The following is a 13,572-nucleotide window of genomic DNA, read 5'->3' as shown; positions in this document are numbered from 1 at the left end:
GGGAAACTCGACCAAAGCGGGTAAGAATGACAGCAGTGTCGATGCCTGGGCGATACTCTGTCTGATCATCCTGGTTGTGGTGACCGCGGTGTATTGGGTCAGCCACCAGTGACATCACGCGATGGGTAACAGTAAACCGCCCGCAGAATGGACATCTGCGGGCGGACTGCTGTTCAGCGGGCGGTAAGGTGCATGGCCAGTTGCACCAGCCCGATCAGTACCAGAATGAAGAGCAAGGTGAACACGGTGCCCAGCGCAATGAAGTGGCTGGCCTTGCCGTGGTTGAAGTCGCGGGCGCGGTTCTTGCCGCTCTGCACCCCGAAGGCTGCTGCCAGGATGCTTTGCAGCATCTGCCAGAAAGTCGGGGGTTTGCCTTGGGCGGGTTCGTCCATGAGGGGCTCCTTGTAGAAGGCATCTCCCCCAGTGTAGACGGAAGCTGCAAGCTATGAGCCTCAAGCTACAAGAGGCTGATGCGCCCGCTTGCAGCTTGCAGCTTGTAGCTTGCAGCTTCAGATGTCATAGCCGAGGTTAGGCGCCAACCAGCGTTCACTCACGCTCAGGTCCTGCCCCTTGCGCGCCGTGTAGCTCTGCACCTGGTCCTTGTCGACCTTGCCCACGGCAAAGTACTGCGCCTGCGGGTGGGCGAAGTACCAGCCGCTGACCGCCGCCGCCGGGAACATGGCGAAGTGCTCGGTGAGGAACACGCCGCTCGGCCCGGTTTCGCCGATGGCGGTGCCGTCGAGCAGGCGGAACAGGGTTTCCTTCTCGGTATGGTCCGGGCAGGCCGGGTAGCCCGGGGCAGGGCGGATACCCGAGTACTGTTCCTTGATCAGCGCTTCGTTGTTCAGGTGCTCGTCCTTGGCGTAACCCCAATAGGTTTTACGCACCTGTTCGTGCAGCCACTCGGCGCAGGCCTCGGCCAGGCGGTCGGCGAGGGCCTTGACCATGATCGAGTTGTAGTCGTCGCCCTTGTCCTGGTAAGCCTTGGCCACTTCCTCGGCGCCGATGCCGGCGGTGGTGATGAAGCCACCGACGTAGTCGGTGATACCGGTTTCCTTTGGCGCGACGAAGTCGGCCAGGGAGAAGTTCGGCTTGTTGTCCGGCTTGATGGTCTGCTGGCGCAGGTGGTGCAGTTGCGCCAGCGGCTGGCCGTCGGCGCCATAGACTTCGATGTCGTCATGGTTGACCTGGTTGGCCGGCCAGAAGCCGAACACCGCGCGGGCGCTGATCAGCTTCTCGTCGATCAGCTTGGCGAGCATGTCCTGGGCATCCTTGAACAGCGCAGTGGCCGCTTCACCGACCACTTCGTCGGTGAGGATGCGCGGGTACTTGCCGGCCAGGTCCCAGGAGATGAAGAACGGCGTCCAGTCGATGTATTCGGCCAGCACCTTGAGGTCGATGTCCTCCAGCACTTTCACCCCGGTGAAGCTCGGTACCACCGGCTGATAAGCGGCCCAGTCGTATTGTGGCTTGGCGGCAATCGACTGTTCGTAGCTCAGGCGCTCGGTGCGGGCGCTGCGGTTGGCGGTGCGCTCGCGGACTTCAACGTAGTCCTGGCGGGTCTTTTCGACGAAGCCCGGCTTGAGCTCCTTGGACAGCAACTGGGTGGCGACCCCCACGGCACGCGAGGCGTCGGTGACGTAGATCACCGCGTCGTTGCTGTACTTGGGCTCGATCTTCACCGCCGTGTGCGCCTTGGAGGTGGTGGCGCCGCCGATCATCAGCGGCAGGTGGAAGTCCTGGCGCTGCATCTCGCGGGCAACATGGACCATCTCGTCCAGCGACGGGGTGATCAGCCCGGACAGGCCGATGATGTCGCACTTCTGCTCGCGGGCAGTCTGCAGGATCTTCTCGGCCGGCACCATGACGCCGAGGTCGACGATGTCATAACCGTTGCAACCCAGCACCACGCCGACGATGTTCTTGCCGATGTCGTGCACGTCACCCTTGACCGTGGCCATGAGGATCTTGCCCTTGGCTTGGGGCTTGTCGCCTTTTTCCAGTTCGATGAACGGGATCAGGTGGGCCACCGCCTGCTTCATTACCCGCGCCGATTTGACCACCTGGGGCAGGAACATCTTGCCGGCGCCGAACAGGTCGCCGACCACGTTCATGCCGCTCATCAGCGGGCCTTCAATCACCTCGATGGGGCGCGCGCACTGCTGGCGGCATTCTTCGGTGTCTTCGACGATGAAGGCGGTGATGCCCTTGACCAGCGCGTGTTCCAGGCGCTTGCCCACCGGCAGCGAGCGCCATTCCTCGTTCTCGACTTCCTTGACCGCGCCGCCGCCCTTGTAGTCGTCGGCGATAGCGAGCAGGGCGTCGGTGCCATGCGGGGTGCGGTTGAGCACCACGTCCTCGACCTTCTCGCGCAAGGCTGGCGGGATCTCGTCGTAGATCTCCAGCTGCCCGGCGTTGACGATACCCATGGTCAGGCCATTCTGGATCGCGTGGTAGAGGAACACCGAGTGGATCGCCTCGCGCACCGGGTTGTTGCCACGGAACGAGAACGACACGTTGGATACCCCGCCCGAGGTCAGGGCGTAGGGCAGATGGTCGCGAATGTAGGCGCAGGCTTCGATGAAGTCGACGGCGTAGTTGTTGTGCTCTTCGATGCCGGTGGCGACGGCGAAGATGTTCGGGTCGAAGATGATGTCTTCCGGCGGGAAGCCCACTTCATTGACCAGGATGTCGTAGCTGCGCTGGCAGATCTCGCGCTTGCGCGCGGCGGTGTCGGCCTGGCCGACCTCGTCGAAGGCCATCACCACCACGGCGGCGCCATAGCGCTTGCACAGCTTGGCGTGATGCTTGAAGGCCTCGACGCCTTCCTTCATCGAGATCGAGTTGACGATGCCCTTGCCCTGGATGCACTTGAGACCGGCTTCGATCACGTCCCATTTGGAGGAGTCGATCATGATCGGTACGCGGGAGATGTCCGGCTCACCGGCGATCAGGTTGAGGAACTTGACCATGGCCGCCTGGGAATCGAGCATCCCTTCGTCCATGTTGATGTCGATCACCTGGGCGCCGGCCTCGACCTGCTGCAGGGCGACTTCCAGGGCTTCGGTGTAGTTCTCTTCGCGGATCAGCCGGGCGAACTTGGCGGAACCGGTGATGTTGGTGCGCTCACCGACGTTGACGAACAACGAGTTGCGGTCAATGGTGAACGGCTCCAGACCCGACAGCCGGCACGCCTTGGGAATGTCCGGAATGGCCCGTGGCGGGTACTTGCTGACCGCCTCGGCAATCGCCTGGATATGCCCCGGCGTGGTGCCGCAGCAGCCGCCGATGATGTTCAAGAAGCCGCTGGCGGCGAATTCCTCGACCACCTCGGCCATCTCGGCCGGGGTTTCGTCGTACTCACCGAAGGCGTTGGGCAGGCCGGCGTTGGGGTGCGCCGAAACATGGGTGCCGGCCTTGGTCGACAGCTCTTCGAGGTACGGCCGCAGGTCCTTGGCGCCGAGGGCGCAGTTCAGGCCCACCGAGATCGGGTTGGCATGGCGCACCGAGTTCCAGAAAGCTTCGGTGGTCTGCCCGGACAGGGTACGGCCGGAGGCGTCGGTGATGGTCCCGGAAATCATGATCGGCAATTCGACGCCGTCTTCTTCGAACACCTGCTGCACGGCGAAGATCGCCGCCTTGGCGTTGAGGGTGTCGAAGATGGTCTCGATCAGGATCAGGTCGGCGCCGCCCTCGATCAGGCCACGGGTCGCCTCGATGTAGTTTTCTACCAACAGATCGAAGGTGACGTTGCGGTAGCCCGGGTCGTTGACGTCGGGGGAGATCGAGCAGGTGCGGCTGGTCGGGCCGAGCACGCCGGCGACGAAGCGCGGTTTGTCCGGGGTTTCGAGGGTCTTGGCGTCGGCCACCTGGCGGGCGATGCGCGCGCCTTGCACGTTGAGCTCGTAGACCAGCGCTTCCATGCCGTAGTCGGCCTGGGAAATCTGCGTGGCGTTGAAGGTGTTGGTTTCGAGAATGTCGGCGCCGGCGTCCAGGTAGGCCTTCTCGATGGCGGCGATGACGTCGGGGCGCGACAGCAGCAACAGGTCGTTGTTGCCTTTGACATCGCTTGGCCAATCGGCGAAGCGCGTGCCACGATAGTCGTGTTCCTCGAGGCGGTAGCTTTGGATCATAGTACCCATGCCGCCATCGAGAATCAGGATGCGCTCTTTGAGTGCTTGCTGAAGTGCTTGGAAACGAGCGCTGCGGTCAGACATAGGACTACCTGGTCGGGCAAATACAAAAGTTGCGGAATAATAACAAAGCTGCGCGGTTTTTAGACGTGTTGAAGATTTACATGAATTTCATTCATGTTGGCACGCCGCCAGCACCGGTAGAATCGTGAAGCTATCAATACCCAGGACATTCGGCACATGGTGCATCGCTTACTTGCCGGCGCTTTCGCTCTGTTCATCAGCGGCGTGGCGTTGGGGCAAGCCCCTCAATCAAGCTCGGCTATTTCGTATACCCGGGACATCCAACCGATCTTCACCGAGAAATGCGTGGCCTGCCACGCCTGCAACGACGCGGCCTGCCAGCTGAACCTGGGCAGTGCCGAGGGTGCCTCGCGGGGCGCTTCGAAAGTGCCGGTGTACCAGGGCGACCGCAGCACGGCGGTGGCGCCGACGCGGCTGTTCTACGACGCCAACAGCATGCAAGCCTGGCAGCGCAAGGGCTTTTACTCGGTACTCGACAACCAGGGCAGCCAGGCTGCGCTGATGGCGCGGATGCTCGAGCTGGGGCACAAGACCCCGCTGACGCCCAACGCCAAGCTGCCCGAAGAGATCGTCCTGGGCCTGAACCGCAACAACATGTGCCCGCTGCCCGGCGAGTTCGACGCCTATGCCGGCGCGCACCCGAAAGAGGGCATGCCGCTGGCGGTCACCGGCCTCACCGATGCCCAGTACCAGACCCTGCAACGCTGGCTGGCGGCCGGTGCGCCGGTGGAGCACAACCCGATTCAGCCGAGCGCCAACGAGGCCGCGCAGATCGCCGACTGGGAAGCGCTGCTCAACCGCCCGGGTTCGACCGAAGCGCTGGTCGGCCGCTGGCTGTACGAGCACCTGTTCCTCGCCCACATTCATTTTGTCGGCGGCGAGCAGGGGCACTTCTTCCAGTGGGTGCGTTCGCGCACGCCAAGCGGCCAGCCGATCGACCTGATTGCCACGCGCCGGCCCAACGACCCGCCGGGCACCGACTTCTATTACCGGCTGATGCCGGTGCAGGGCGTGATCGTGCATAAAACCCACATCACCTACCCGATGGGCCCGCACAAGCTCAAGCGCGTCAAGCAGCTGTTCTACAGCGGCGACTGGCACGCCAATGCGCTGCCCGGCTACGGCCCGCGCCACCGTGCCAACCCGTTCGAGACCTTCGAAGCGATTCCGGCGGTGGCTCGTTACCAGTTCATGCTCGATAACGCCGAGTACTTCGTACGCACCTTCATCCGTGGCCCGGTGTGCCGTGGCCAGATCGCCACCGACGTGATCCGCGACAACTTCTGGACGCTGTTCCAGGAACCGGCCCACGACCGCTACCTGACCGATGCCGAGTATCGCGGCCAGGCCACACCGCTGCTGGCCATGCCCGGGCAGATCGACGACGTCGGCAGCATCCTGACCCTCTGGCATGCCTACCGCGACAAGCGCAACGAGTACGAAAAGCTGCGCCGCGATGCCTATGCCGAAGCCCCGCCGCCGAGCTGGTCGACCCTGTGGGCCGGCAATGACAACGCGCTGCTGACCATCTTCCGCCACTTCGACAGCGCCTCGGTGAGCAAGGGCCTGATCGGTGACGTGCCGAAGACCATCTGGCTGTTCGACTACCCGCTGTTCGAGCGCACCTATTACCAGCTGGCGGTCAACTTCGACGTCTATGGCAACGTCTCGCACCAGGCGCAGACGCGGCTGTACTTCGACCTGATCCGCAATGGCGCCGAGGTCAACTTCCTGCGCCTGATGCCGGCCGATGCCCGTGGTGCGATCCTCGGCGACTGGTACCAGAACAGCGGCAAGGTGAAGATGTGGATGGACTATGAGGACATTGACACCGACACCCCGAGCGCGCTGAAGCTGGATAAACGCGACCCCAAACGCGACTTCGGCCTCAAGCTGATCCAGCGCACCGGCAGCCTCAATGCCGCGCCCGACCCGATCAACCGTTGCCAGGGCGCCTACTGCTCGCGCCCGCAGATGAGCGAAACGTTCCGCGATGTCGAACAGGCCCTGAGCCGCCTGGTATCGCGCCCGGCCGCGGGCCTTAAGGTGATCAACCAGTTGCCGGAAGCGACCATGCTGCGCATCGAAGGGCCGGGTGGCCAGCGTCAGGTCTACAGCCTGCTGCGCAACCGCGCCCACAGCAACGTCGCCTTCATGCTCGGCGAGGCCTACCGTTACCAGCCGGGCCTGGACACCCTGACCCTGGTGCCGGGCGTGCTCAGCAGCTACCCGAACTTCATCTTCAACGTCCCGGCCAGTGATGTGCCGGAGTTCGTTGAGGACCTGGAAGCCGCCCGCGACGACACCGCCAGGTTCGAGCGCATCGTCATGCGCTGGGGCGTGCGCCGCAGCCATCCGCAGTTCTGGCAGTACTTCCATGACCTCAATAGCTACATCAAGGAGACCGATGCGGTGGAGTCGGGCGTGCTCGACATGAACCGCTACGAGAACCTGTGAAGATGACCGCCGGGAAGGTCGCCTGACCTTTCCCGGCAACTTGTGGTCCGAGCACTCATGCGGCCCCGGTTCCGGCCGGGGCTTGAGTGGGACTTGAGACGCAGGTAACCGGATGCTGTATTCGCTTCAGGCTTTAAGGGCGCTTGCCGCCTGGGTGGTGGTCTGCCATCACTTCATGCAGATTTTTTTCGACTTCCATGCCAGCGGCCCGATTGGCCAGTTTCTGACTGACCGCGGTGCAGTGGGCGTGGATGTGTTCTTCGTGATCAGTGGCTTGGTGATTTACCTGTCGACCCGCGACAAGGCCATGCCGGCCCGGCGCTTTCTGCTCAACCGGGCGCTGCGCATCGCTCCGGCCTACTGGTTCTATACCGCGCTGATGGCCCTGCTGCTGGTTTCTGCCAGCCAGTGGATGCCGCACCAGGCCATCGAGCTTGAGCATTTTGTCTTGTCGCTGCTGTTCATTCCGGCGGAGAACCCGGGTGGTTATGGCCAATACCCGACTTTGAATGTCGGCTGGACGTTGAACTACGAGATGTTCTTCTACCTGCTGTTCTCCCTGGTGTTCGTGGTCCGCCAGCAACACCGCCTGCTTTTGCTGGCGGCGGCCTTGCTGCTGGTCAGCGAGGTGCTGACCCGGGCCGGGCTGCTCAACCACTTCTATCGCAACAACATCGTCTACGAGTTTCTGCTTGGCATCGGCATCGGTGTGCTCTATTGCCGGGGCTGGATTGCCCAGGGCCTGTGGCTGCCGCTGGCGATCCTGGTGGCGGCGGGGCTGGCGATCTATCACCTGGATGCCTCGATGCGCCTGCTGCACTGGGGCCTGCCCAGTGCGCTGATCGTGTTCGCCTGCATTGCCCTGGAGCCGTACTTCAAGGGCAACCGCTTGCTCAAGGCGCTGGGTGATTGCTCGTATTCGGTGTACCTGATCCACGTGCTGGTGCTGTATGCCGGCTGGTTTGCCAGCGAGCGCCTGAACCTCAGCCCGTATGCGGTATTCGCCCTGTGCGTACCGTTGATCGCCGGGCTGTCGTGGGCCAGTTATCTGCTGCTGGAACAGCGTTTGTACCGGCGCATGAGCGACTGGTTCGAGGCGCGGCGCAGCACGCCGGTGGCGGTAACCCTTTCCTGACAGAATTACTAGGACTTTGTTCGGCGGCCAGGTTGGCGTAAACTGCCGACAAGTCTGTGAGGAACTTCCATGAGCGCCATAACTATTACCGACGCCGCGCACGATTACCTGGCCGATCTGCTGGAAAAGCAGAACACCCCGGGTATTGGCATTCGCATTTTCATTACCCAACCGGGCACCACCTACGCTGAGACTTGCATTGCCTACTGCAAGCCGGGCGAAGAGAAGCCGGAAGACGAAGCGGTCGGTCTCAAGACCTTCACCGCTTACCTCGACGCGGTCAGTGTGCCGTTTCTCGAGGACGCCGTGGTCGACTACGCCACCGACCGCATGGGCGGCCAGCTGACCATCAAGGCGCCGAACGCCAAGGTGCCGATGGTCAACGAAGACAGCCCGATCAACGAGCGCATCAACTACTACCTGCAAACCGAGATCAACCCGGGGCTGGCCAGCCACGGCGGCCAGGTCAGCCTGATCGAAGTGGTCGAGGACGGCATCGCCGTACTGCAGTTCGGTGGTGGTTGCCAGGGCTGCGGCCAGGCCGACGTGACCTTGAAGGAAGGCATCGAGCGGACCTTGCTCGAGCGTATTCCGCAGCTCAAGGGTGTGCGTGATGTGACTGACCACAGTCAGAAAGAGAACGCCTACTACTAGCTCCATAGGCCCCATCGCTGGCAAGCCAGCTCCCACAAGGTTCGGTGCATGCTGTACCTGTGGGAGCTGGCTTGCCAGCGATGGCGGTCTTCAAGCCTCAAAAGTCATAACTGACACTCGCATAGTAAAACGCCCCCTGCGCCCCCTCCGGCGACGTAATCGAATACTTCGGCACCCCGTACAACTGCGGCCCTTCGAGCTTGTCCGGATGGCTGTCGAACAGGTTGATCGCGCCCACCGACAGTTTCAGCCCCTGGTCGAAGCTATAGCTGAGGTCCAGGTCGGTGATCCACTGCGGGCTGAAGGTCTGGTCCAGGTTCGGGTTGCTGCTGTTCAGGCTCTGCCACTCGCCATAACGGCGCTGGGTCAGGGTCACGCCCCAGTTCTCATACAGCCAGTTGGCGCTCAAGGTCAGCTTGTCTTCCGGTGTGCCGTGTTCGATCAGGCCCTGGGTGGCGCGGCCGACGATTTGCTCGCCGCTGATACCGCCGACATCGCGCAGCTCGGTGATCCGTGTGCGGGTCTTGGCAAAGCCCGCGTTGAGGTTGAGCCGGCCGAACCGCTGCAGGTCCCATTGGTATTGCCCGGCCAGCTCGACGCCATCGGTGCGGGTGTCGGCGATGTTGGTGTAGAACGCCGCACTCTGGATGTTGGCGTAGGGCGTGCCGGCAAAGATCGGCCCGACCACGTTGCTCGGCAACTGGTCGGAGAGGGTGATGCGGTTGTCGATGTCGATGCGGTAGGCATCCAGGGTCACCGAAGCGTTGCTCAGCGGGCGCCAGACCAGGCCCAGGGACAGGTTGGTGGACTCCTCGGGCTTCAACGTGCGGCCACCGAGCAAGGCCGCCTCCGGGCTGTCGGCGCGCAGGGTGCGCTGCTGCACTTCGACCCAGTTGCCACTGCCTGAAGGCTGTTCGACCACCTGCACGCTGAACGACGACAGGCCGCTCTGCACCAGCGATGGCGCGCGGTAACCGGAACTGATGCTGCCGCGAGCGGCGATTTGCGGGGTGAAGTCGTAGCGCAGCGACAGCTTGCCGTTGGTGGTGTCGCCAAAGTCCGAATAATGCTCGGAACGCACCGCAACCCCGGCCTGGAACTTGTCGGTGATCTGCCCTTCGACATCGACATAGGCACCGAACACCTTGCGCTCAAGCGACGCGGCATCGACCTGGGTGATGCCTGAGTAGTAACCGGGAATGCGCCGGCCACTCAGTGGATCGAGGGTATTGAACAGCGGTCCGTTCTGCCAGCCAGCCGCTTCGCCGGCACTCAGGCTGTAGTGCTCCTTGCGCCAGGCCAGGCCCGCCGACAGGGTCAGCGGCTTGGCCAGCAGGTCGGTAGGGAAGTCGCGCACCCAGTCCAGGGTCAGGTTGGTCTGTTCGTTCTCGCGCTCGCCGGTGTAGATCTTCTGCGGGCTGGCGTTGCCCCAACTGGGGTTGATGGCATTGCGGTCGGTGGACTTCAGCGTGTCGTTGCCGTAGTTGGCCGCCAGGTCGAACTTGCCCAGTTGCTCGTCTTCGTAACGCACGCCACCGGTCACGGCATAGTCTTCAAGGTTGTAGCGGGTGATCGGCAGACGCCCGTCCGGGTAGCGCTGCAGGGCCACGCTGCCATAGTTGTTGCGCAGGGTGGTGGGCGGGTCGAAGAAGCCTTCGGCGTCGGTGTTCTTGTGCGCGTAGGTGGCAAAGCCGTAGGCGGTCAGGCCATCGCCGATGCCGATCTCGCTGTTGGCCACCAGGTTGTACTGGTCGGAGACATTGCCCGAACCCCAGTTCCAGGTGCGGTAGCGGTTGTTCTGTTCGCGCTCGCTGTTGATGCTGGTGGAGCCTGGGTAAAAGATCCGGTTGTCCGGGCGGGTGTCGCTGGCCGGGTCCTGGCTGCCGGCATCGAAACTCAGGTTGAGAAAACCATCGTTGGGCAGGGCCAGGCCCTTCCAGCCGCTGAGCTTGCGCTGCAGGCCGTCGCCCTTGGCGTAGCCGCCAAAGCGATAGCCGATGTTGCCGCCGGCGTCGTTCTCCTTGAGCACGATATTGATCACCCCGGCGATGGCATCCGAGCCGTACTGGGCGGCAGCACCGTCACGCAGGATCTCCACCCGCGAGATGGCGCTCAGCGGGATCAGGCTCAAATCCACCGCCGCCGCACCGCGGCCGTTGGCCAGGCCCTGGCGGGTGACGTTGGCACTGCTGTGCCGGCGCTTGCCGTTGACCAGCACCAGCACCTGGTCGGAAGCCAGGCCGCGCAATGAAGCGCCCTGGGCGATGGAGCCGGCAAAGGCCCCTTGTGGCGACTGCGGGAAGCTGAACGACGGCGACAGCGCGGTGAGCGCACCGGACAAATCCTGGGCGCCGGTTTCCTGCAACTGCTCGGCACTGAGCACGTCCACCGGGGCGGCGCTCTCCAGGGCGGTGACATCGCTGCGACGGGTGCCGACCACCACCACGGTGTCGAGCTTGCTGTCGCTGGCGCCCGGCGCCTGGGCGTAAACGTCGGGCGCGCCGAAGCCGCCGATGACCAGCGCGATGGCGCTGGCCTTGGAGGTAGGTCGGAACATGGCAACGGACTCCTGTAAGGCGAAAGAGGTGCAGCGATCAGAACCGGCTGGTGACACTCAGGCCCACGGTGCGCGGGTCGCCATAGGTGATCACGTACTGGCCGGCGGTGCCGTTGGGGCGGCCGTGGACCTGGTAGCGGCGGTCGGTGAGGTTGTTGACGAAGCCGGTGACGCTGAGTTTTTCATCCGGGCTGAACCAGGTCAGGCGGGTGTTGGCCAGGGTGTAGTGCGGCTGGTTGAGGGGCTGGTCGGCACTGCTCTGGCGATCGGCGAGAAAGTACTCGCGGTCCCGGAAGCTGACATCGGCACCGGCCACCAGCTTGCCGCCGACTTCCAGGGGGATGGTGTAGTCGCCCCCCAGCGACACCACGTAGCGTGGTGAACGGACGAAGCTGTTGCCGCTGTAGTCGGCGGTTACCGCGCCGGTGGTGGGGTTGGTGTTCTTGAAGTCGGTGTATTCGGTGTCGAGGAACGACAGCGCCGCACGCAGGTGCAGGGCGTCGGTTGGTTGGCCCTCGATTTCGAGCTCGGCGCCCTTGACCTTGCCCTTGGCGCCGTTGGTCAGCGCCGTGGTGAGGATGCCGTTGTTGACCGTCAGCAGGTTGACCTGGATGTCCTGGTAGTCGTAGTAGAACAGGTTGGCGTTGACCGTCAGGCGATGGTCGAGCCATTCGGATTTAAGCCCCAGCTCGTAGGCGTCCAGCTCTTCCGGATCGACCGTGGTCAACTGCGCGAGGCTGGTCGACAGCCCGGTGTTGAACCCACCGGAACGAAAGCCATGGGCGTAGCGGAAGAACACCCGCAGGTTGTCGTTGATACGGTACTCGGGGGTCAGGTCGTAGGTCCAGGCATCCCAGCGCTTGGCTTCTTCCTGGGAGCCGTTGCTGCCATTGGCGGTCAGCGGGATCAGCGGGCCGTTGGCGGTGGCGCGGGTCAGTTGCACCAGGTCCAGGTCGATGTCCTTTTTCTCGGTGGTCCAGCGCAGGCCGCCGGTCACCGTCAGGTTGTCGGTGACGTCGTAAGCCAGGTTGCCGAACAGCGCGTAGCTGTCGGTTCTGTGGGTGTAGCTCAGGTCGCGAAAGTCCACCACGCCGCCAGTCTGGTTGGAACCAGTGCCATTCGGAGTCGGCCCCGGGGTGACGGTGCGCAGGGCGCTGCTGTCGAGGGTTTCGTGGAAGTAGTGGGCGCCGAGCATCCAGCGCAGGGTTTCCTGCTGCGGCGAGGCCAGGCGAAATTCCTGGGAATACTGGTCGTAGCGGTTGTCGCTGTCGGCGGCGCCGTTGACTTCATAGGGGGTGTAGTCGGCGTCGCTGAGCTGCTGGTTGCGGATGTAGTCGTAGGCGCTGATCGAGGTCAGCGTGTAGTCGCCGATGTCCCAGTTCAGGGTCAGCGAGGTGCCGTTGTGGTCGAGCTTGGCATCTTCATCGACGTTCAGCTCGATGCGCCGGCCTTCCGGGCGCTGGTAACCGACGTTGTAGTAACGGCCCAGTGGCAGCGAGCCGCTGCTGCCATCACCCTTGAACTGGCGGCCGTGGATCTTCCACAGTGCTTCCAGGTCGGGGTTGAGCCTGGCCAGGAACTGCACGCGTACGGCTTTCTTGTTGACGTCGCCGTAGGTCTGGTCGTTGGTCAGGTTGTGGGTGAAGCCATCGCGCTCTTCGGAGTACAGCGACACCCGCGCCGCCAGGCGTTCATCGACCAGGGCGCCGCCGATGGCGCCACTGAGGATGCGCTCGTTCTTGCTGCCAAAACCGATTGTGCCGAAGCCGTCGGTCTCGAAGCCCGGCTTCTTGGAGATGATGTTCACCGCACCGGCGGTGGTGTTCTTGCCGTACAGGGTGCCTTGCGGGCCGCGCAGGATCTCGATGCGCTCCAGGTCGAACAGCGGGCCGCCGCCGGCCACCGGTGCATTGAGGTAGACGTCGTCGGCGTAGATGCCCACCGGGTAGACGGTGGCGGCGCCGGTGTCACCGGTGCCCAGGCCGCGAATGTACCAGCGCGGGCGGCCGTCGCCGTCGGGGTTCTTCGCCGAGGCGTTGGGGATGAAGGTGGTGATATCGCCCATGGCGCGAACGCCGTCGGCGGTGATGCTAGTGCCTTGCACGGCAGTGACCGCAACAGGTACTTCCTGCAGGGTTTCTTCGCGGTGCTGGGCGGTGACCGTGACGGTCTTCAGAGCCGGTGTGCTGCTGGTGCCGTCCTCGGCCCTGAGCAGTTCCGACTGGCTGGCCAGGAGGATGCTCAGGCCGATGCCTTTGGCGATTGGATTAAGTGTGTGCATGCTGCTGGTCTCCCCGGATGTGCAGTTGAAGGGGATAGAGCAGGGTTTGTGCCATGTTTGTAAGGCACTGTATTTAAAGGGTTTTATCGGTTTTTTGGTGGGTGATTGCTAGCTATCCAGCAGGGCGCTGTGGAATGCCTGTTGCTCCAGCAGCAATCGCCAACCCTGTGGGAGCTGGCTTGCCAGCGATGAGTCCGGTACAGCCAGTACATCAGGTGTCGGCCTAATTACGACCGCTTCGCGCTCGATCGCCGGCAAGTCCGGCTCCCAC

The 13,572-nt window shown here is 63.4% G+C and carries 7 protein-coding genes; 3 read left to right on the top strand and 4 right to left on the bottom strand.

The window, feature by feature from the left end; all coding sequences use genetic code 11:
* Positions 1–173 precede the first annotated feature (173 nt).
* Both ABM562_RS17210 and metH read right to left on the bottom strand, forming a co-directional pair.
* Positions 174–392 carry a DUF2970 domain-containing protein gene (locus tag ABM562_RS17210; RefSeq protein WP_010223692.1) on the bottom strand — a complete coding sequence of 73 codons (219 nt, stop codon included), beginning with the start codon at positions 390–392 and terminating at the stop codon, positions 174–176.
* Positions 393–509: 117 nt separating this feature from the next.
* Positions 510–4,217: a methionine synthase gene (metH, locus tag ABM562_RS17205; RefSeq protein WP_134065150.1), complete on the bottom strand. Its 3,708-nt coding sequence runs from the start codon at positions 4,215–4,217 to the stop codon at positions 510–512.
* Positions 4,218–4,373: 156 nt separating this feature from the next.
* On the opposite strand from metH, the gene ABM562_RS17200 reads away from it, so the two are divergent.
* The 3 genes from ABM562_RS17200 to nfuA all read left to right on the top strand — a co-directional run bounded on the left by ABM562_RS17200 (position 4,374) and on the right by nfuA (position 8,463).
* Positions 4,374–6,674: a fatty acid cis/trans isomerase gene (locus ABM562_RS17200; RefSeq protein WP_115086872.1), complete on the top strand. Its 2,301-nt coding sequence runs from the start codon at positions 4,374–4,376 to the stop codon at positions 6,672–6,674.
* Positions 6,675–6,786: 112 nt separating this feature from the next.
* The gene (locus ABM562_RS17195; protein ID WP_233674556.1) at positions 6,787–7,809 is read left to right on the top strand and encodes an acyltransferase family protein; all 1,023 of its coding nucleotides are present in this window, start codon (positions 6,787–6,789) and stop codon (positions 7,807–7,809) included.
* Positions 7,810–7,878: 69 nt separating this feature from the next.
* Positions 7,879–8,463, top strand: coding sequence for a Fe-S biogenesis protein NfuA (gene nfuA, locus ABM562_RS17190; protein WP_115086870.1), 585 nt, complete (start codon positions 7,879–7,881; stop codon positions 8,461–8,463).
* A 97-nt stretch (positions 8,464–8,560) separates the two neighbouring features.
* Here the strand turns inward: nfuA and ABM562_RS17185 are convergent, their stop codons facing one another.
* Positions 8,561–11,020, bottom strand: a complete 2,460-nt coding sequence (locus ABM562_RS17185; protein ID WP_460422733.1) for a TonB-dependent receptor plug domain-containing protein — start codon at positions 11,018–11,020, stop codon at positions 8,561–8,563.
* Between the two features lie 37 nt (positions 11,021–11,057).
* Positions 11,058–13,301 carry a TonB-dependent receptor gene (locus ABM562_RS17180; protein ID WP_346617273.1) on the bottom strand — a complete coding sequence of 748 codons (2,244 nt, stop codon included), beginning with the start codon at positions 13,299–13,301 and terminating at the stop codon, positions 11,058–11,060.
* Positions 13,302–13,572 lie beyond the last annotated feature (271 nt).

The sequence above is a fragment of the Pseudomonas sp. ZL2 genome, assembly GCF_054788455.1.
Note: the sequence above shows the minus strand (reverse complement) of the source record. Positions and strands in the feature narration are given on the sequence as shown.